Raw genomic sequence first — 18,680 nt, forward strand, 5'->3', positions numbered from 1 at the left:
CCGACGGATGCCGTCCCGCACCCCCGCGGGACAGCATCCGTCGTCTGCGCCGCGGCCGGGGAGTCGCGCCCGCGAGCGCCCGTCAGAGCAGGCCGCGCTCGCGCGCGACGTGCACGGCGCGCGAGCGGCTGTCGACGTCGAGCTTCGAGAAGATGTGCACGAGGTGGCTCTTGATCGTCGCCTCGGTGACGAACAGCGCCTTGCCCATCTCGCGGTTGCCGGCGCCGGTGGCGAGCAGCCGCAGCACGTCGTGCTCGCGCTCGGTGAGCTTCGGCAAGGGGTTCCGGATGCCCTGGATCACCCGGGCTGCGATGTCCGGCCCGAGCACGGTGTCACCCCGGGCCGCCCGCCCTATCGCGTCGACGATCGCGGCGGGCGCGACGTCCTTGAGCAGGTAGCCGGCCGCTCCTGCCTCGATGGCGCCGATGATCTCGGCATCGCGGTCGAAGGTCGTGAGGATGAGCACGGCGGGCGCGGGCTGCAGCGCGCGCAGCGCGGCGGTCGTGGCGATGCCGTCCATGCCGGCGCCGAGCCGCAGGTCGCACAGCACCACGGCGGGTCGCAGGTGCTCGGCGAGCACGACGGCCTCCTCACCGGCCGCAGCCTCGCCGACGACGCGGAGACCGGCGGATGCCTCCAGCACGGCGCGCAGGCCGCTGCGGACGACGGGGTGGTCGTCGACGAGCAGGATGTCGATGGTCATGGCCGTCCCTCGGTGCTTGGCCGATCTGCGGGGGCGTCGTCTGCGACGTGCAGCGGGAGGTGCGCGGAGAGCGCCATGCCGTCTCCCGGCGCGCTCTCGATGTCGAGACCGCCGCCGAGCTCGCGCAGCCGGGCGCGCATGAACCGTAGGCCGTAGCTCGACGATCCGGCGCCGTCGGCCTCCCAGGCCACCGCATCCATGCCCTGCCCGTCATCGATGATGTCGAGCCGCACGACGTCGCCGGCGTCGATGAGACTGACGACGACGCGCGCCGCCGACGCGTGCTGGCGCACGTTCGCGAGCGCCGACTGAGCCGTGCGCAGCAGCGCGACCTCGACCGGCGTCGGCAGCAGCGGCAGCGACGGGTCGACGTGCAGCTGCGTGGTGATGCCGGTCTCATCGCCGAGGCGCTCGAGCAGGCGGCCGATCGCGGCAGCGAGCGCGTCGTCGAGCTCGGCGGGCGCGAGCGCGGCCACGATCCGGCGCACGTCGGCGAGGCTCTCGCTCGCGAGCGTCTCGACCTGCTCGAGCGTGCGCGACGCCGAGGGGTCTGCGGTGCGCTCGTGCGCGGCGTGCGCGATCAGGTGGATGGAGGCGAGCGACTGCGCGATCGTGTCGTGGATGTCTCGCGAGAGCCGCGTGCGCTCGGCGATCGCGCCAGAGTGGCGCTGGGCGAGCGCGAGCTCGCCCTGCAGGTCGGACATCTCGCGCTGCGCCTTCGCGAGCGAGTCGACCAGTCGCTCGCGCGAGGCGGCCTCGCGCAGCAGCTCGAGGTAGCCGCGGGAGATGCCGAGTGCGAAGACACCGCCGATGAGCGGCCCGAAGACGTTCGCGTAGGTCGTGCCGCCGTGGTGGACGAACGGGGCGAGCGCCACGACCGCGAAGACCGCGACCGAGAAGACGATCGCCCAGCCGCCCGGCAGCAGGTGGCCGGCGAGCAGCCACAGCAGGAACGCGACCCAGACGAATTCTGAGGAGACCGCGACGGCGGCGATCCAGATCACCACGAAGCCGAGCAGCCACAAGGTGGTGGCCTGCCGCGAGCCCGTCCTGGCGATCAGGATGGCGCCGGCGGTGTGCCAGGCGAGGATGGCCAGGCCGGCAGCGACGGCCGCGGCAGCCGGGGTGCCTGCGCCGATCGCGCGGATCACGCCGATGCCGGTCAGCGCGGCGGCCATCACGTGCTGCCCGATCGCCATGGCGCGCGCCACGGAGACCAGGCGGAGTGAGCCGATGCGGGAGCCGCCGCGAGACGGTTCGCCGTGCTCAGGCCGAGACAGCGGCAGGTTCACGATGCTCATGGCTCGATTCTCCGCTCTCGACACGAATCTTTCCCGGCCACCAGATGCGATCCCCCAGGATGCCGAACAGCGAGGGCACGATCACGGTGCGCACGACCAGCGTGTCGACCACGACGCCGAGCCCGACGATGAGGCCGAGCTGGCCGAGCGTCACGAGCGGGAGCACGCCGAGCGCCGCGAAGACCGCCGCCAGCACGATGCCGGCGCTCGTGATCACGCCGCCCGTCGACGCGACCGCTCGCACCATCCCGTCACGCGTGCCGTGCACCCGCGACTCGGCGCGCGCCCGGTGCACGAGGAAGATCGTGTAGTCGATGCCGAGCGCGACGAGGAACAGGAACGCCAGCAGGGGCACCTGCAGATCGAGCGCGGGCTGGTCGAGCAGCACCCGGCTCAGCCACGAGCCGGCGCCGATGGCGGCGAGCGCGCTGGCCAGGTTCACGAGCAGCAGCAGCACGGGCGCGACGATCGAGCGCAGCAGCACCAGCAGCACGATGAAGCTCACAGCGAGCACGAGCGGCGCGATCAGCAGCAGGTCCTGCAGGTTGCCGGCCCGTGCATCCAGGTCGGTCGCGACGGCGCCGCCGACCAGCGCATCCGCCCCCCGCACCTCGTGCACTGCCGCGCGCAGCTGCTCGGTGAGCGCGAGGGACTCCTCGGTGCCGGGCGCGTACTCCCCGGTCACCATGATCTTCGTGAGCGCGCCGTCGGCGGTCTCGGCGACCGGGTGCGCGCGCACGACGCCCTCGAGCCCCGCGACCGCGGCGACCACGGCGTCCGCGTGGTCCGCATCCGCCACCACGAAGGTCGGCTGCGCCTCGCCGGCGGGGAAGTGCTGCGCGAGCACTTCGAGGCCGGCCGCCGACTCGGACTGCACGCGGAAGCGCTCGAGCTGGTCGAGCCCGATCGAGGTGCCGAGCAGTCCGCCGGCCATGACGGCGAGCACGGCCAGCCCTGCCGCCAGGCTGAGCGCCGGCCGGCGCATCACGCGGGTCGCGATCCCCTTCCAGGCGCGGCCGTGCGACGCGGCGGTGCCGGGTCGCGGCACGAACGGCCAGAACGCGCGGCGGCCGAGCAGCGCGAGCGCGGGCGGCAGCGCGAGCAGTACGGCGGCGAGCGCGATCAGCAGGCCGAGCGCCGAGGAGAGCCCCAGGCCGCGGGTGCCGGGGATGACGGCGAGCACGAGGGTCAGCAGCGCCAGCACCACGGTGACGTTCGAGGCCAGGATCGCGGGTGCGGTGTGCCGCCACGCGGTGCTCAGCGCACGCCGGTGGTCATCGGTGCGCAGCAGCTCCTCGCGGTAGCGCGAGATGAGCAGCAGCGCATAGTTGGTGCCGGCGCCGAAGACGAGCACGCTGATGATGCCGGCGTCGAACTGCAGCCCCATGGCAGAGCCGAGCGCTGCGGTGGCCTTGCCGGCCAGCTGGTCGGCGAAGGCGACCACCGCGAGCGGGATGAGCCAGAGGATCGGCGAGCGATACGTCACGATCAGCAGCACGGCGACGATCAGGATGGTCACGACCAGGAGCGTGAAGTCGGCGCCCTCGAACGAGGAGGCGACATCGGCGCCGAAGGCCGGGCCGCCGGTCACCAGCAGCTGCACGCCGTCGATCGCGTTGGCCGCCATCGCCTCGCGCAGGCCCGTGACGACCTCGGCGGTCTCGCCGTTGCTCTCCCCCACCGTGATCGGCGTGACGAGCAGCGCGGCTCGGCCGTCGTCGCTCAGCAGGGGGCCGGATGCGTCGGTGTCCGTCTCGGCGTCCAGCACCGGCAGGAGCGCCGTCAGGGCGGCCTGATCGCCGGCCGTCAGCGCGCCCGCGTCGTCGCGCGAGGCGACCACCAGCACCGACTGCTGGTCGGCGTTCGGGAACCGCTCGAGCAGCTCGGCCACCTGCACCGACTCGGAGTCGGCCGGTGCCGTGTCGCTGCCGGCGGGCAGCTCGGCACGGCCGAAGAGGCCGAGCAGCAGGGCGAAGCCGACGAGCACGAGGCCGAGGCTCACCCAGGCTCCGCGGCGGGAGGTGAGGCGATCGGAGAGGGGCACGCGCCCACGAACGGAAGTCATGCATCCATCCCATCGAGATCGCGCATCCGGGGCATCGTGAGCACGGTTGCACCTGGTCTCAACCTTTCGATGGATGCGGTGCGCGGTGTGAGTCTCCGGATCGAGGGTTCTGCTACGCGCGGTCCTGCCGTAGCGTCGCGGCCATGCGAGCACTCACCTGGCAGTCCAAGCGCACCGTCACCGTCGAGGATGTCCCCTCGCCCCGCATCGAGCAGCCCTCCGACGTCGTCATCCGCGTCACCTCGACGGCGATCTGCGGCTCCGACCTGCACCTCTACGAGCTCTTCGGTCCCTTCCTGACCAAGGGCGACGTGCTCGGCCACGAGACGATGGGCATCGTCGAGGAGGTGGGCTCGGAGGTGACGCGGCTGACGCCCGGCGATCGCGTCGTGATCCCCTTCGTCATCGCATGCGGCGACTGCTTCATGTGCGCGCGCGGGCTCACGACCCAGTGCGAGACGACGCAGAACCGCGAGCAGGGCACCGGCGCCTCCCTCTACGGCTACACCTCCCTCTACGGCTCGGTGCCGGGCGGGCAGGCCGAGCGCCTGCGCGTGCCGCTCGCCGACTTCAACGCCACCAAGGTCGGGCACGAGCTGCCCGACGACCGCTACCTCTTCCTCAGCGACATCCTCCCCACTGCGTGGCAGGGCGTGCAGTACGCGCAGGTTCCCGAGGGCGGCTCGCTCGCCGTGCTCGGGCTCGGGCCGGTCGGCCAGTTCGCCGCCCGCATCGGCCGCCACCTCGGCCACCGCGTGATCGCGGTCGACCCGGTGCCCGAGCGGCGGGCGATGGCCGAGCGGCACGGCGTCGAGACGCTCGACCTGGTCGACGACGCGGTCGCTGCGCTCCGCGACGCCACCGACGGCCGCGGCCCGGATGCGGTGGTCGATGCGGTCGGCATGGAGGCGCACGGCGCACCCGGTGCGGCGGCAGCGCAGGCCGTGGTCGGGCTGCTGCCCGACGCGCTCGCCCGGCCGATGATGCAGCAGGCCGGGCTCGACCGGCTCAGCGCGCTCATGACCGCCTTCGATGCCGTGCGCCGTGGCGGCACGGTGTCGCTCAGCGGCGTCTACGTCGGCACGGCCGACCCGATCCCGATGATGACGCTGTTCGACAAGCAGGTCTCGATCCGGATGGGCCAGTGCAACGTGCAGTCATGGCGGGATGCGCTGCTGCCGTTGGTCGAGGACCCCTCCGACCCGCTGGGCGTCGAGGACCTCGTCACCCACCGGGTGCCGCTGGATCGTGCGCCCGAGATGTACGAGCTCTTCCAGAAGAAGGGCGACGGCTGCATCAAGGTCGTGCTCGAGCCGTGAGCGGCGAGGCCCGCAGGCCGCTGTTCGATCCGCGCGACCGCGACATCAGCCCGGCGGCGGCGCGCCGCTACGCGCTGTACGAGGTGCTGCACACCGTGGCCGACTTCACCGCCGCAACGCTGTTCATCGTCGGCAGCATCCTCTTCTTCTTCGAGTCGACGATGCGCATCGCCACGTGGGGGTTCCTGCTCGGCTCGATCTGCTTCGCGCTCAAGCCCGCCATCCGGCTGGCTCGCGAGCTGTGGCTGGCGAAGCAGCACGACGTCGAGCGCTTGGCCGGCGCCGCCCCCGAGGCACCCGGCTCGTTCCGCGTGCGCTCGAGCGAGCGCGACCACGCTGCACGACAGGACGTCGAGACGCCGCCCGGCCCGGATCGAGCCCCCGAGTAGCTTGAGAAGCCGCAGACTCGCCGCCGTCGCAGCGACGTTCGCCGTGATCGCACCTGACAGCGCGCGCGCACCGTGGCCTCGCCACCCTGCCGCCAGCATCCGTGCCGCTGCCGCCAGGCCCACGGCATGTTCAGCTCGATGTCCCGGAAAGAGGACGCGTCGCAGGATGAGGACGATTCGTCCTCGTCTCGGGACGGATCGCGATTCCCTCCTCCGCTCGCGACGCGGGGCCGGTCATCGGCGCAAGGCCCGTGGGCCCGCACCCGGAAATGAGGAACGGCCCCGGGGTGGAGCCCGGGGCCGATCGTGCGCGAGGGGGGACTTGAACCCCCACGTTCTTGCGAACACTGGCACCTGAAGCCAGCGCGTCTGCCAATTCCGCCACTCGCGCGAAGCCCGCCGGTGAGCGGGCAACTCAACGAGAATATCAGGTTCCTAGCCTCGCCGGGTACGCTAACGGCGGCTGATGGGAGGTGAGCACGCACATGGGATTCCTCGACTCGATCGAGCGCGGCATTGAGAAGGCCGTCAACGGCGCCTTCGCGAAGACGTTCCGATCCGGCGTAGAACCGGTCGAGATCGCCAGTGCGCTCAAGCGCGAGCTCGACACCCAGGCCAGCGTCGTCTCCCGCGACCGCATCCTGGTGCCGAACCGGCTCACCGTGCGTCTCGCGCCCGCCGACTTCGAGCGCCTGCGCCGGCTCGGCGACTCGCTGCTCGACGAGCTCACCGGCACGCTGCAGACGCACGCGCGCCAGTCGGGCTACTCCTTCCCCGGCCCCATCGACCTCGGTCTCGAGCCCGATGAGGGCATGACCACGGGGATGCTCGACATCTCCTCCGACTCCGCCGCCGGCGAGGTCGTGTGGTCGGCGGTCGTCGACATCAAGGGAAAGCGCTACCGGCTGCGCAAGGGCAGCACCGTCATCGGTCGCGGCTCGGACGCCGACATCACCGTCGACGACGCCGGCGCCTCCCGTAAGCACGCCGAGATCATCTGGGACGGCACCCGTGCCCAGGTGAGCGACCTCGGCTCCACCAACGGCACCACGCTCAACGGCAGGGCGCTGGGGAGCGCGCTGCTGGAGCCCGACTCGATCATCGACATCGGTGCCACACGCATCGTCTACCGCGTGCTGGCACAGTCGAAGGAGCAAGCGTGAGCGAGCTGACCCTCATCGTCATCAGGATCGGCTTCCTCGCCGTGCTGTGGCTGTTCATCTTCATCGTCCTGTACTCGCTGCGCAGCGACCTGTTCGGCCCGAAGCTCACCCCGCTGCAGCGGGTGGCGGTGCAGAGCGCCAGGTCGCGCGAGAGCGGCGCGACGCCCACCGCCCCGTCGGAGTCGGCCGATGCGCCGACCACCGTGACCGAGCGCGCGAGCGCGAGCAACGCATCCGCTCGATCGGGTGATGCGACCCGCATCGTCATCACCTCCGGCCCACGATCGGGCCTGGAGCTCGACCTGCCGCAGACCGGCCTCACGATCGGCCGCTCCTCCGGCAGTGGGTTGCAGATCAAGGACGACTACACCTCGAACCAGCACGCCAAGATCGTGCGCTGGCGCGACCAGTGGGTCGTGCAGGACCTCGGCTCGACCAACGGCACCTTCGTCGAGGGCGCACGCATCAGCGAGTCCACGCCCGTGCGGGTCGGGTCAGCCGTGCGCATCGGCACCACCACGTTCGAGCTGAGGCGCTGAGCTTGAGCACACCGCTCGCGGCCGCGATCAGTCACGTCGGCCGGATCCGCACGGAGAACCAGGACTCCGGCTACGCGGGAGCGACCCTGTGCTTCGTGGCTGACGGGATGGGCGGGCACGCGGGCGGTGATGTCGCGAGCGCCATCGTCACACGCAGGGCCCGCGAGGCCGACGGGGAGTACGAGACGCCGCAGGCGGCGGCTGAGGCGCTCGCGACCGCGCTGCGCGAGGGCAACGACGCCCTGCAGCAGGCGATGCTCGAGCACCCCGAGCTGACGGGCATGGGCACGACCGGCTCCGGCATCATCCGGGTCGGCGACCAGATGGGCATCGCGCACATCGGCGACAGCCGCATCTACCGGTACCGGGTGGGCGCGCTCGAGCAGATCTCCACCGACCACACGTTCGTGCAGAAGCTGGTCGACGCCGGTCGCATCACCCGCGAGGAGGCCGAGCACCACCCGCGGCGCAACGTGGTCATGCGCGTGCTCGGCAACGTCGAGACCAACCCCGAGATCGACATCCTGATCGAGCAGACGCTGCCCGGCGACCGCTGGCTCGTCTGCTCCGACGGGCTCTCGAGCTACGTGGACGAGGACCGCATCCGCGCCATCCTCGCCCAGGGGCTCGACACCCCCTCCACCGTGCAGCGGCTGGTCAACGAGTCGCTCTCGCGCGGCGCCCCCGACAACGTCACCGTCGTGATCTGCGACATCGACGAGCGGCACTCGTCCTCGATCGAGCCCACCACTGTCGGCTCCGCCGCCGCGCCCATCAGCTACGAGGCCGTCGAGCCCGAGCGCACCTCGGTGAGCCTCGGCCAGCTGCTGCTGCACCCGCGGCAGTCGCGCATGCAGCCGGCGTTCGAGCACTTCGAGCCCGAGAGCGAGGAGTTCCTGCAGGAGCTGCTCGCCGAGCAGCGCCGCATGCGCCGCATGCGCCGCATCACCTGGGGCATCGGGGCGAGCCTGGCGATCATCGCCATCGTGGTGCTCTCCGCGGTGTTCTACACCTGGACCCAGGATCGCTACTTCGTGGGCGTCAACGATGCCGGCAACGTCGCCATCTACCAGGGCATCCAGCAGCAGATCGGACCGATCGTGCTCGCCACCCAGGTGGAGGAGACCGACATCGCGATCGACGACCTCACGCCGTTCAACCAGCGCAACGTCGAGCAGACCATCTCCGCCGGCTCCCTGGCCGCCGCGCAGGCCATCGTCGAGCGATTGGAGCCGTCGCCGTGACGCACCAGGCGGCGCCGCGCGACCAGGCCGCTCCCAGCAACGCGCTCCAGACCGGCATCGTGCAGCTGCGCGACGTGACCGAGGCCATCAAGGTGCGCATCCGCAACCCCGCGAAGCTGCGCAACCTCGAGCTGTTCCTGCTCATCGTCGCGTGGGTGATCGCGGGCAGCGCCATGGTGCTCGTGCAGCTGGGCGCGCTGCAGACCGTCGACCTCTTCCCGCTGCAGCTCGCCGCGGGGCTCGGCGTCCTGACGCTCGCGCTGCACGTCGCGCTGCGGGTGGTCGCGCGCGAGGCCGACGCGATCATCCTGCCCGTCGCGACCGCGCTCAACGGGCTCGGCATCGCGATGATCTACCGGATCGACATCGCTGACGGCGTGACCGGCTGGGACGCCGCCTCGATGCGGCAGATCGCCTGGACGGGCGTCGCCCTGATCATCGCGATCGTCGCGATCATCGTGGTGCGCAACCACCGCGTGCTCGCCCGCTTCCGGTACCTCGCGATGGCGATCGCCTTCCTGCTGCTGATCCTGCCGCTGATGCCCGGCATCGGGCGCACGATCAATGGCGCGACGGTCTGGATCGGCATCGGCCCGTTCTCCTTCCAGCCCGGCGAGCTCGCCAAGATCGCGCTGGCGATCTTCTTCGCGGGCTACTTGATGACTGCGCGCGACTCGCTCTCGGTGGTGGGCAGGAAGGTGCTCGGCGTGCGCTTCCCGCGGCTGCGCGACCTCGGCCCGATCCTGGTGGTCTGGGCGATGTGCATGCTCGTGCTGGTCTTCCAGCGCGACCTCGGCACCTCGGTGCTCTACTTCGGCCTGTTCCTGGTGATGATCTACGTCGCCACCGGCCGCCGCTCGTGGATGGTCATCGGCGTCGGTCTGGTCGCGCTCGGCGGCGTCGCCGCCTACCTCTCGCTCGGCTACGTGCAGCGCCGCATCGACGCCTGGATCCACGCCTTCGACCAGAGCGTCTACGAGGCACAGGGCGGCTCGTTCCAGATCGTGCAGGGCGTGTTCGGCATGGGGCAGGGGGGGCTGCTGGGCACCGGGCTGGGCCTCGGCAGGCCGGATATCACGCCCTACGCCAACAGCGACTACATCATCCCCTCGCTCGGCGAGGAGCTCGGCCTCGCCGGCATCTTCGCGATCCTCGGCCTCTACCTGATCCTGGTCTCGCGCGGCATCCGCATCGGCTTCCAGGGCCCGGATGACTTCACCAAGCTGCTGGGCGTGGGGCTCGCGTTCGTCATCGGCCTGCAGGTGTTCATCGTCGTCGGCGGCGTCACCCGGCTCATCCCGCTCACCGGCCTGACGACCCCGTTCCTGGCCGCCGGCGGTTCATCGCTGCTGGCCAACTGGCTCATCGTGGCGCTGCTGCTGCGGTTGAGCGACTCGGTGCGGGGAAGGGGGATCGTATGACCGACGCCTCAAGGGAGCAGAGCATGCGCCGGCCCATCCGGCGCGTGAGCACGCTGCTGCTGATCATGTTCGTCGGGCTGTTCGGCTCGTCCACGATGATCCAGGCCGTGCAGGCCGATGCGCTGCAGGCCGACCCCCGCAACACCCGCACGCTCTACGACTCGTTCGCCGTCGAGCGCGGCTCGATCGTCGTCGACGGCGTGCAGGTAGCGCTCTCCACCCCGTCGAACGACGAGTTCGAGTGGCAGCGCGAGTACCCGATGGGGCCGCTCTACGCGCACGTCACCGGCTACAACTCGCTCGGCCAGGGCAGCCGCGGCATCGAGGACGCCATGAACGAGGAGCTGACGGGCACCGCCAACAGCCAGTTCTTCGACCAGGTGCTCGCGACCCTGACGGGCGAGAGCCCCGCGGGCTCGTCGGTCGAGCTCACGATCGACGCGCAGGCGCAGCAGGCGGCGGCGGATGCGCTGGGCGACCGGGTGGGCGCGGTCGTCGCGCTCGATCCCGACACGGGCGACGTGCTCGCGATGTACTCGAGCCCCACGTACGACCCGAACCCCTTCGCGAGCCACAGCACCGCGGCCGTCACCGAGGTCTACGACCGGCTGCTGGCCGACCCGCAGGACCCCCTGCACAACCGCACGATCGAGGGCGACCAGTTCACCCCCGGCTCGGTGTTCAAGGTGCTCATGCTCTCGGCGGCCCTGGAGTCGGGGCAGTTCACGCTCGACTCCGAGTTCGAGAACCCGGCAGAGCTGCAGCTGCCGCAGTCGACGCACGTCGTGCGCAATGCCTCCCGCGAGACCTGCGGGCCGGGCGAGACGGTGACGCTCGAGACGGCGTTCATCCTCTCCTGCAACATCCCCTTCGCCCAGCTCGCGCAGCAGCTGGGAGCGGACGCCATCGCGCAGCAGGCCGCAGCGTTCGGCTACGGGCAGACGCTCGACATCCCGCTCCGCGTGCAGGCGAGCAGCTATCCGAGCGATCTGAACGAGCCGAACCTGATGCTGACCGGCTTCGGCCAGCACGACGTTCGTGTCACGCCGATGCAGATCGCGATGACGACGGCGGCGATCGCGAACGACGGCACGATGATGCAGCCGAACATGGTCGACCGCGTGCTCGCGCCGAACCTCGACGTGATCAGCGAGCCGGAGCCGACCATCCTGGGCAATCCCGTCTCCGCCGAGGTCGCCGCTCAGGTGCGCGCCTCGATGGAGCTCGGCGTGCAGGAGGGCCTCGCCACCAACGCGCAGATCGACGGCGTGACGGTCGGCGGCAAGACCGGCACCGCCGAGCGAGGCGAGGGCCGGTCGTTCAACCTGTGGTTCACGGGATACGGAGAACTGGACGATCAGAGCGTGGCAGTCGCCGTCGTGGTCGTGCCAGATGAGAACATCGTCGGTGACACTTCAAACGTGATCGCCGCGCCAATCGGGAGAGCAGTGATCGAGGCGGTGCTGAACTCATGAGACCATCCAGCGGACTCACCTTCGGTGGGCGATACCAGCTGACCAGCCGGATCGCCATCGGCGGCATGGGCGAGGTCTGGCAGGCGACCGACCAGGTCATCGGTCGGACCGTCGCACTCAAGATCCTCAAGGACGAGTACATGGGCGATCCCGGGTTCCTCGAGCGCTTCCGCGCCGAGGCCCGGCACGCCGCGCTCGTCAACCACGAGGGCATCGCGAACGTGTTCGACTACGGCGAGGAGGAGGGCAGCGCCTTCCTCGTGATGGAGCTCGTGCCCGGAGAGCCGCTCAGCGCGATCCTCGACCGCGACCGCACGCTCTCGGCGGACAAGGTGCTCGACATCGTCGCGCAGACCTCTGCCGCGCTGCACGCCGCCCACCAGGCGGGGCTCGTGCACCGCGATATCAAGCCCGGCAACCTGCTCATCACGCCTGAGGGCCGGGTGAAGATCACCGACTTCGGCATCGCTCGCATCGCCGACCAGGTGCCGCTGACCGCGACCGGCCAGGTGATGGGCACGGTGCAGTACCTCTCGCCCGAGCAGGCCTCTGGCCAGCAGGCGGCGCCGTCGACCGACATCTACTCGCTCGGCATCGTCGCCTACGAGGCGCTCGCCGGCCGGCGGCCCTTCACGGGCGAGTCGCAGGTCGCCATCGCCATGTCGCACATCAACGACGCACCGCCGGACCTGCCCGGCTCGGTGCCGGAGCCGGTGCGCAACCTGGTGCTCTCCTGCATCGCGAAGACCCCGGCCGACCGGCCCACCTCAGCCGCGCACCTGTCGCGCGCAGCGACCATGCTGCGGCGAGGCGACATCGCCGGTGCCGCGGCGATCGTGCCCGGCATCGCCTCGACCGACTCGTTCGCGACGATCGACTCGCCCACCCAGGCGGCGACGCGAGTCATCACCACGCAGTCCAGCCCGGCGACCGCCGCGCTGCCGGTTGCCGCAGCGACGACCGCGACGGCTCGCACCCGCGAGCGTCGCCGCACGAATCCGTGGATCTGGCCGGTCGTGATCCTGGCCGTGCTGCTGGTGGCGGCAGGCGTCGCGATCGTCATGATGCTGCTCAACCAGCAGCAGGTGCCGCCGCAGGCCTCCGACACCTCGCAGGTGCCGACCGGGCCGGCGGAGGTGGCCGTCGACGAGTCGGCCTTCATCGGCATGACCGAGGCCGAGTTCCGGAACGCCGTCGAAGCGCTCGGCCTGGTGCCGGAGGTGACCACGGGAGACCCGGCGACGAACCCCGACGACGTGGCGACGATCTACGCCGTCGACCCGACCGGCTCGGTGCCGGAGGGTTCGACCGTGACCGGCACCATCCACGCCCCCGTCGCTGCGATCGAGGACCCGACGACTGCGCCGCGGCTGCAGGGCGACGGCGACCCGGATGCGCTCGAGCCCGGCACGGCCTACGTCATCGAGTGGGATGCGGCCACGTGCCCGGCGGGCTACGCGCTCGACGGCTACGACGTGACCATCAACTGGGCGGACGGCTCAGAGCAGGTCGAGCCCACCGGCGGTGCGCAGCTGAACATCACGCAGATGCCGGTCGGCGAGAACGACTTCTCCTACAGCTACGACTGCGCCATCGAGGGCGGTCAGACGCTCACGAGCGGTGCATCGCCCGTGCTCACGCTCACCGCCGTGGAGCCCGAGCCGACGCCGGAGCCGACCCCCGATCCGGAACCGACGCTGCCCGAGGTGACGCTGCCCGTGGAGCCGCCCGAGGGGCCGTGACCGGTCGCGTGACGTAGAATCGACCGATCCCTGCTCGCGCCGGGGTCTGGCCGGAGACCACGGACGAGGAGAGGAGCGGCGGTGACCGACAGCATCATCGCGTCGCTGCGCACCCTCGGCGACCGCTACGAGATCGGCGAGCTCATCGGCCAGGGCGGCATGGCGGAGGTGCACCTCGCCCGCGACACCCGCCTCGACCGGCAGGTGGCGGTCAAGCTGCTCAAGCCCGAGCTCTCGAAGGACCCGGAGTTCCGCACCCGCTTCCGGCAGGAGGCGCAGTCGGCGGCCCGGATGTCGCATCCCACCGTCGTGCGCGTCTTCGATGCCGGCGAGGAGCCAGCGGTCGACGCCGAGGGCGAGCCGGCCGCCGTGCCGTACATCGTCATGGAGTACGTCGACGGCCGCATGGTGAAGGACATCATCGCTGAGGGCCCGTTGCCGGAGGCCGAGGCGGTGCGCATCACGAAGGGCATCCTCACCGCCCTCGAGTACTCCCACCGCGCCGGCATCGTGCATCGCGACATCAAGCCCGGCAACGTCATGGTCACACCCGGCGGCCAGATCAAGGTGATGGACTTCGGCATCGCCCGCGCAGTCAGCGAGACCAGCGCCAACGTGGCCCAGACCGGCACCATCCTCGGCACCGCCGGCTACTTCTCCCCCGAGCAGGCCCGCGGCGAGTCGGTCGACGCCCGCACCGACCTGTACTCCACCGGCGTCATCCTCTTCGAGCTGCTCACGGGCGAGCCCCCGTTCAGCGCCGACACCGCGGTCGGGGTGGCCTATCAGCACGTCGCCGAGGAGCCGCCGACCACCTCGTCGGTCACGCCCGGCGTCACGCCGCAGATGGACTCGGTGGTGCAGAAGGCGCTGCAGAAGCCGCGCGACGACCGCTTCCAGACGGCCACCGAGTTCAAGCAGGCACTGGACGACGCGCTCGCCGGTGTGCTCGTGCCGCTCGTGAAGACGCACACGGCACCGCTCGAGATCGGCGCGGCGACCACGATGTTCGCCGCGCTCGCCTCCGACGATCCCGCCGCCGACGAGGTGCAGCCCGCGCGCACCCGCAGGCCGCATCTGGCCTGGCTGTGGGCGGCTGTCGCGCTCATCGCCGTGCTGGTGGTGGGCGCCGGCGTCTGGGCCTTCAGCCTCGGCAACCTGCCGATCGCGGGCCTCTCCACGCCCGTCCCCGACGTCATCTCCATGCAGGAGGAGGACGCGATCGCCGCGGTCGAGGCCGCCGGCTTGCGGGTGGAGGTGCGCCGCACGATCGACGCCGCCCCCGCCGGCACCGTGCTGCGCTCCGAGCCCGAGGCGGGCGTCAACATCGCGCCCGGCGCCCCGGTGCAGCTGGTGATCTCGACCGGTCCTCCGCCGGAGCCGCTCATGAGCGTCTCCAACCTGACGGAGGCGCACGCCCGCCAAGCGCTGGAGGCCGCGGGCTACACCGTGGGGGAGGTGACCCGCGCCACCTCCCCGACCGTGGCTGCCGACCATGTGCTCAGCACCGAGCCGAGCGCCGGCACCGATGTGTCGCAGGGCGCGATCATCAATCTCGTGCTCTCCAACGGCAACGTCACCGTCCCCGACGTGACGAGCCTGCCGATCGCCTCGGCCGCCACGACGATGCAGGATCTCGGCCTCACCGTCGAGCGCCGCTACACCCTGCGCTGCATGGGCGGCGACGTGGTCGAGCAGTCGCTCGCACCCGGCGACCACCCGCAGGGCAGCACCATCACGCTGCTCTACTGCAACGGCCAGCCCCCGCCCCCGCCCGAGCCGGAGCCCGAGCCCGAGCCCGAGCCAGATCCCCAGCCGAGCTCTCCTGGCAACGGGAACGGCGGCGGCAACGGCGGCGGGAACGGCGGCGGCGGAGGCGGCGGCGACGACGGCTGATCCCGCCCGTGGCCTGGGCTACGCGATGTGGTCGGGCGGCGGCGCCAGCGTCATGAGCGGTGCCCTGCCTGAAGCCAGGGCCGCAGCGCCGGAGAGACCGGCGGTCTCGAGCCAGTTGCCGAGCATCCGGTAGCCGCCCTCGGTGAGCACCGACTCCGGGTGGAACTGCACGCCCCACAGCGGGGCCGCACGGTGCTCGACGGCCATGATCACGCCGGTCGCGTGCGCGCCCGCGTCGCCCGACGCATCCGGCACCGTGCGCGCGGTGACGCGCAGCGCATCCGGCAGCGTGCCATCGACGATCGCCAGCGAGTGGTACCGGGTCGCGGTGAGCGGGCTCGGCAGCCCGGCGAACACCATCGAGTCGTCGTGCTCGACCAGGCTGGTCTTGCCGTGCATGAGCTCCGGCGCGTGCGTGACGACACCGCCGAGCGCCTCCGCGATCGCCTGGTGGCCCAGGCACACCCCGAGCAGCGGCGTGCCGGTCTCGATGGCGGCGTGCACCATCGGGATGGAGACGCCGGCGTCGGCGGGCGCACCCGGCCCCGGCGAGAGCAGCACCGCATCCCACTCGGTGATCGCGGATGCGTCGACACGGTCGTTGCGCACCACCTCGACCTCGGCGCCCAGCTCCTGCAGATAGCCGGCGAGCGTGTAGACGAACGAGTCGAAGTTGTCGACGACGAGGATGCGGGTCATGCGGTGCCTTCGATCGGTGCGTGCCCGGCGCCGGCTGCTCCGAGCACCGGGTCGGGGGTGGGGAAGAACTCCTGCATGATCCACGGGTAGAGGTGGAAGATCAGCAGGTACACGATGCCCGCCAGCAGCGCGAGCGCGAGCAGCAGCCTGACGGGCCAGGGGCCGGGCAGGGCTCGCCAGATGGCCGCGTACATCAGGCCCTGCCCAGCGTCTGCGCGAGCTCGGCCGGCATGCCCTCGGCCGCGCTCTGCCAGCCGACCATCGTCGCGTAGGCGATCAGGCGGCCGGCGGGCGACCACTCGGGATTGCAGGTGGTGATGGTGAGGTATCGGCCGTCGGCGGGCGTCTGCGGCTGCTGCGGCACCGGCGCAACCACGCCGACGCCGGTGGGGGCGACGTACTCGTGGTTGCGGAACTCGTAGACGTACCAGGCCTCGCTCGTCTGCACGTAGATGCGGTCGCCGATGCGCATCTCATCGAGATGCGTGAAGGGGCCGCCCTGGCCGTTGCGGTGGCCGGCGATCGCGACGTTGCCCAGCTCGCCCGGCAGCGCCGAGTCGCTGTAGTGCGCGAGCCCCTGCTCGAGCGAGTCGAGCACCGCACGACTGGTGCCCTCACCGACCGCGCGCTCGAACTCGCCCAGTCGCGGGATGTACATGACGGCGAAGGATGCCCCCTCTGCCGCCGCGCTCTCGGCCGGCGGCTCGTCGGTGCGCAGCTGCGCATCCACCGGGGCGACGATCGTCGGACCGAGCTCTGCGGCGAAGGCCTGCGCGGCCTGCTGCTGCCGCTCGCCCATCACGGCATCGGCGAGCGCGAACTGCCAGCCGGCATAGCCGAGCGCGAGCACACCGAGCGTCAGCAGCAGCTCGCCCAGCACGCTCGCGAAGGTGGCACGGCGCCGCGGTCGACGCCGGCGCTCCCGCTGCTGCCTGGCCACGGGCCAATTCTAGGCCCCGCCTGCATTACCATGGGGTTCCATGAGCCCCAGCGAGAAGTCTGTCGAGAAGGCGTCGGCCGCGCGCCGCACCAAGGGTCGAGAGCGCAACCCGCACGACGAGCAGCGGAACCCGGCCTGGTTCAAGCCGGTCATGTTCGGCTTCATGCTCTTCGGATTCCTGTGGGTGATCGTCTACTACATCTCCGCGCAGACGCTGCCGGTGGCGAGCCTCGGTCCGTGGAACATCGTGATCGGCTTCGGCGTCATGTTCGTCGGCTTCATCATGACCACGCGGTGGAAGTAGCGCGAATCACACCGGTGTAGTTCTCCCCAGCTGTGGAGAGAACTGTGGATAACCTCTAGAGGGCGGTGCCCACCCGCAGCGCGAACAGCGCCGCCAGCGCGAGCGCGACCGCCGCGATGACCAGCCAGGCGGCCTTAGTCGCCTGATCGCCGCGCATCCGCTTGTGCGCGAGTCCGATGCCGAACCCGAGCGCCAGGCCGATCGCGAGCCCGCCCACGTGCGCCGACCACGAGATGCCGCCGAGCACGAAGGTCAGCACCAGGTTGATGCCGACCACCAGCAGCAGCGCCGGCTGCACGCGGCCGAGCATGCGCTGCATGCCGATGGCCATGCCGAACAGCGCGTAGATCGCGCCCGAGGCGCCCACCACCGCCGACATGGGCGTGAGCCAGGCGACCGCGACGGCCGCGCCGGCCGCACTGACGATGTAGGCGGCGAGGAAGGGCAGCCTGCCGATGCGCTGCTCGATCGACGGCCCCACCATCCACAGCACGAGCATGTTGAAGGCAAAGTGCAGCAGGCCGGCGTGCACGAGCGCGTAGGTGACGAAGCGCCACGGCTGCAGGATGCCGGCGCCGATCTGGTAGGCGAACAGGTTGGTCACGAAGCCGCCGGTCAGCAGCTGCAGCACGCCGACCATCGCGGTCACGGCGATGATCGTCATCGTCACCGGGGCGGGCTGCCCGAACCACCGGCGCACGCGGGAGCCGACCGCGGTGCGGGGGCCGCCGTGCGCGACGCGCGTCTCGCGGTGCAGCGTGCGCTGCTCCTGCGCGAGCTCGCGCACGCAGTCGGGGCAGCGCACGCCGACAGGCGCCTGCTGCTGGCACTGCCCGCACACGGTGCGGCCGCAGCGCGAGCACAGCACCCAGCTGACGCGGTCTGGGTGCCGGTAGCACCGGTCAGCGGGCGCTGCAGCTGTCACCGAGGGCTCAGACCTGCTGGATGTCGACGCTCTCGATGACGACGTCCTCGAGCGGCTTGTCGCGGCCGTCGGTCGCGACGGCCTGAATCTGGTCGACGACCCGCTGCGAGGCCTCGTCCTCGACCAGGCCGAAGATCGTGTGCTTGCCCTGCAGCCACGGGGTGGCGACCGTCGAGATGAAGAACTGCGAGCCGTTCGTGCCCTTGCCCATCTGGATGCCGGCATTGGCCATCGCGAGCACGTACGGGGCGTTGAACGTGAGCTCGGGGTGGATCTCGTCGTCGAACTGGTAGCCGGGGCCGCCAACGCCCTGCCCGAGCGGGTCGCCACCCTGGATCATGAAGTCGGGGATGATGCGGTGGAAGATCGTGCCGTCGTAGAGCGGGGCGGTCGACTTCTCGCCGGTGGCCGGGTGCGTCCACTCGCGAGCACCGGTGGCGAGCTCGACGAAGTTCTTGACGGTGGTGGGGGCGTGGTCGCCGAGGAGGTTGACCTTGATCTCGCCGAGAGACGTGCGGATCGTTGCGACAGCAGTGTGGTGAGCCATGCCTCGAT

18 protein-coding genes and 1 tRNA gene are annotated in these 18,680 nt (G+C 71.1%); 10 read left to right on the top strand and 9 right to left on the bottom strand.

Annotated features, from left to right (window positions below; all coding sequences use genetic code 11):
* Positions 1-82: 82 nt before the first annotated feature.
* Genes BM288_RS06770 through BM288_RS06780 form a run of 3 tightly spaced genes read right to left on the bottom strand, consistent with a single transcriptional unit; the run spans position 83 to position 4,069 of the window.
* Positions 83-703: a response regulator gene (locus BM288_RS06770; RefSeq protein ID WP_092917160.1), complete on the bottom strand. Its 621-nt coding sequence runs from the start codon at positions 701-703 to the stop codon at positions 83-85.
* Positions 700-2,004, bottom strand: a complete 1,305-nt coding sequence (locus tag BM288_RS06775; protein WP_092917162.1) for a sensor histidine kinase — start codon at positions 2,002-2,004, stop codon at positions 700-702. Before BM288_RS06775 ends, BM288_RS06770 begins: the two co-directional genes overlap by 4 nt.
* Positions 1,970-4,069, bottom strand: coding sequence for an MMPL family transporter (locus BM288_RS06780; RefSeq protein ID WP_092917164.1), 2,100 nt, complete (start codon positions 4,067-4,069; stop codon positions 1,970-1,972). The genes BM288_RS06775 and BM288_RS06780 overlap by 35 nt, the downstream gene beginning before the upstream one ends.
* A gap of 143 nt (positions 4,070-4,212) precedes the next feature.
* Between BM288_RS06780 and BM288_RS06785 the strand changes: the two genes are divergently transcribed.
* Together BM288_RS06785 and BM288_RS06790 are read left to right on the top strand one after the other, a co-directional pair.
* Positions 4,213-5,388, top strand: a complete 1,176-nt coding sequence (locus BM288_RS06785) for an alcohol dehydrogenase catalytic domain-containing protein (protein WP_092917166.1) — start codon at positions 4,213-4,215, stop codon at positions 5,386-5,388.
* A complete protein-coding gene (locus BM288_RS06790) occupies positions 5,385-5,777 on the top strand; it encodes a YrhK family protein (RefSeq protein ID WP_318255387.1) in 393 nt (130 codons plus the stop codon). Before BM288_RS06785 ends, BM288_RS06790 begins: the two co-directional genes overlap by 4 nt.
* A 307-nt stretch (positions 5,778-6,084) precedes the next feature.
* On the opposite strand, the gene BM288_RS06795 is transcribed toward BM288_RS06790, so the two are convergent.
* Positions 6,085-6,168, bottom strand: a tRNA-Leu gene (locus tag BM288_RS06795).
* A gap of 94 nt (positions 6,169-6,262) precedes the next feature.
* On the opposite strand from BM288_RS06795, the gene BM288_RS06800 reads away from it, so the two are divergent.
* The 7 genes from BM288_RS06800 to pknB all read left to right on the top strand — a co-directional run bounded on the left by BM288_RS06800 (position 6,263) and on the right by pknB (position 15,257).
* Positions 6,263-6,940, top strand: a complete 678-nt coding sequence (locus BM288_RS06800; protein WP_092917168.1) for an FhaA domain-containing protein — start codon at positions 6,263-6,265, stop codon at positions 6,938-6,940.
* Positions 6,937-7,479 (top strand): FHA domain-containing protein FhaB/FipA, encoded by a 543-nt coding sequence (locus BM288_RS06805; protein ID WP_092917170.1) that lies wholly within the window; start codon positions 6,937-6,939, stop codon positions 7,477-7,479. Before BM288_RS06800 ends, BM288_RS06805 begins: the two co-directional genes overlap by 4 nt.
* 2 nt (positions 7,480-7,481) lie before the next feature.
* Entirely contained in the window at positions 7,482-8,723 is a 1,242-nt protein-coding gene (locus tag BM288_RS06810; RefSeq protein WP_092917172.1) for a PP2C family protein-serine/threonine phosphatase, read from the top strand.
* Positions 8,724-8,779: 56 nt separating this feature from the next.
* Complete coding sequence (locus tag BM288_RS06815; RefSeq protein ID WP_092917808.1) at positions 8,780-10,144, top strand: FtsW/RodA/SpoVE family cell cycle protein; 1,365 nt, start codon at positions 8,780-8,782, stop codon at positions 10,142-10,144.
* Between the two features lie 23 nt (positions 10,145-10,167).
* A complete protein-coding gene (locus BM288_RS06820) occupies positions 10,168-11,619 on the top strand; it encodes a peptidoglycan D,D-transpeptidase FtsI family protein (RefSeq protein WP_092917810.1) in 1,452 nt (483 codons plus the stop codon).
* Positions 11,616-13,361 (top strand): protein kinase domain-containing protein, encoded by a 1,746-nt coding sequence (locus tag BM288_RS06825; protein ID WP_092917174.1) that lies wholly within the window; start codon positions 11,616-11,618, stop codon positions 13,359-13,361. The genes BM288_RS06820 and BM288_RS06825 overlap by 4 nt, the downstream gene beginning before the upstream one ends.
* Positions 13,362-13,442: 81 nt before the next feature.
* Positions 13,443-15,257, top strand: a complete 1,815-nt coding sequence (gene pknB, locus BM288_RS06830) for a Stk1 family PASTA domain-containing Ser/Thr kinase (protein WP_143103054.1) — start codon at positions 13,443-13,445, stop codon at positions 15,255-15,257.
* A gap of 18 nt (positions 15,258-15,275) precedes the next feature.
* On the opposite strand, the gene BM288_RS06835 is transcribed toward pknB, so the two are convergent.
* From BM288_RS06835 to BM288_RS06845, 3 genes are read right to left on the bottom strand one after another with little or no spacing between them, the layout of a single operon-like run.
* Positions 15,276-15,956: an anthranilate synthase component II gene (locus tag BM288_RS06835; protein ID WP_092917176.1), complete on the bottom strand. Its 681-nt coding sequence runs from the start codon at positions 15,954-15,956 to the stop codon at positions 15,276-15,278.
* Positions 15,953-16,150 (bottom strand): hypothetical protein, encoded by a 198-nt coding sequence (locus BM288_RS06840; RefSeq protein WP_092917178.1) that lies wholly within the window; start codon positions 16,148-16,150, stop codon positions 15,953-15,955. Before BM288_RS06840 ends, BM288_RS06835 begins: the two co-directional genes overlap by 4 nt.
* A complete protein-coding gene (locus BM288_RS06845; RefSeq protein WP_092917180.1) occupies positions 16,150-16,896 on the bottom strand; it encodes a class E sortase in 747 nt (248 codons plus the stop codon). Before BM288_RS06845 ends, BM288_RS06840 begins: the two co-directional genes overlap by 1 nt.
* A gap of 40 nt (positions 16,897-16,936) precedes the next feature.
* Between BM288_RS06845 and BM288_RS06850 the strand changes: the two genes are divergently transcribed.
* On the top strand, positions 16,937-17,200 hold the full coding sequence (locus BM288_RS06850) for a cell division protein CrgA (protein WP_092917182.1): 264 nt from the start codon (positions 16,937-16,939) through the stop codon (positions 17,198-17,200).
* Positions 17,201-17,255: 55 nt separating this feature from the next.
* Here the strand turns inward: BM288_RS06850 and BM288_RS06855 are convergent, their stop codons facing one another.
* On the bottom strand, positions 17,256-18,125 hold the full coding sequence (locus BM288_RS06855; protein WP_143103055.1) for a rhomboid family intramembrane serine protease: 870 nt from the start codon (positions 18,123-18,125) through the stop codon (positions 17,256-17,258).
* A gap of 7 nt (positions 18,126-18,132) precedes the next feature.
* The gene (locus BM288_RS06860) at positions 18,133-18,672 is read right to left on the bottom strand and encodes a peptidylprolyl isomerase (RefSeq protein WP_092917186.1); all 540 of its coding nucleotides are present in this window, start codon (positions 18,670-18,672) and stop codon (positions 18,133-18,135) included.
* Positions 18,673-18,680: the final 8 nt, after the last annotated feature.

Source organism: Agrococcus baldri (assembly GCA_900114805.1).
GTDB lineage: Bacteria > Actinomycetota > Actinomycetes > Actinomycetales > Microbacteriaceae > Agrococcus > Agrococcus baldri.

Excerpts from the sequence above, each read along its gene's own strand:
- BM288_RS06800 (WP_092917168.1), top strand. The coding sequence starts at position 6,263 with ATGGGATTCCTCGACTCGATCGAGCGCGGCATTGAGAAGGCCGTCAAC.
- BM288_RS06850 (WP_092917182.1), top strand. The coding sequence starts at position 16,937 with ATGAGCCCCAGCGAGAAGTCTGTCGAGAAGGCGTCGGCCGCGCGCCGC.
- BM288_RS06825 (WP_092917174.1), top strand. The coding sequence starts at position 11,616 with ATGAGACCATCCAGCGGACTCACCTTCGGTGGGCGATACCAGCTGACC.
- BM288_RS06775 (WP_092917162.1), bottom strand. The coding sequence starts at position 2,004 with ATGAGCATCGTGAACCTGCCGCTGTCTCGGCCTGAGCACGGCGAACCG.
- BM288_RS06860 (WP_092917186.1), bottom strand. The coding sequence starts at position 18,672 with ATGGCTCACCACACTGCTGTCGCAACGATCCGCACGTCTCTCGGCGAG.
- BM288_RS06840 (WP_092917178.1), bottom strand. The coding sequence starts at position 16,150 with ATGTACGCGGCCATCTGGCGAGCCCTGCCCGGCCCCTGGCCCGTCAGG.
- BM288_RS06785 (WP_092917166.1), top strand. The coding sequence starts at position 4,213 with ATGCGAGCACTCACCTGGCAGTCCAAGCGCACCGTCACCGTCGAGGAT.
- BM288_RS06770 (WP_092917160.1), bottom strand. The coding sequence starts at position 703 with ATGACCATCGACATCCTGCTCGTCGACGACCACCCCGTCGTCCGCAGC.
- BM288_RS06820 (WP_092917810.1), top strand. The coding sequence starts at position 10,168 with ATGCGCCGGCCCATCCGGCGCGTGAGCACGCTGCTGCTGATCATGTTC.
- BM288_RS06835 (WP_092917176.1), bottom strand. The coding sequence starts at position 15,956 with ATGACCCGCATCCTCGTCGTCGACAACTTCGACTCGTTCGTCTACACG.
- BM288_RS06780 (WP_092917164.1), bottom strand. The coding sequence starts at position 4,069 with ATGACTTCCGTTCGTGGGCGCGTGCCCCTCTCCGATCGCCTCACCTCC.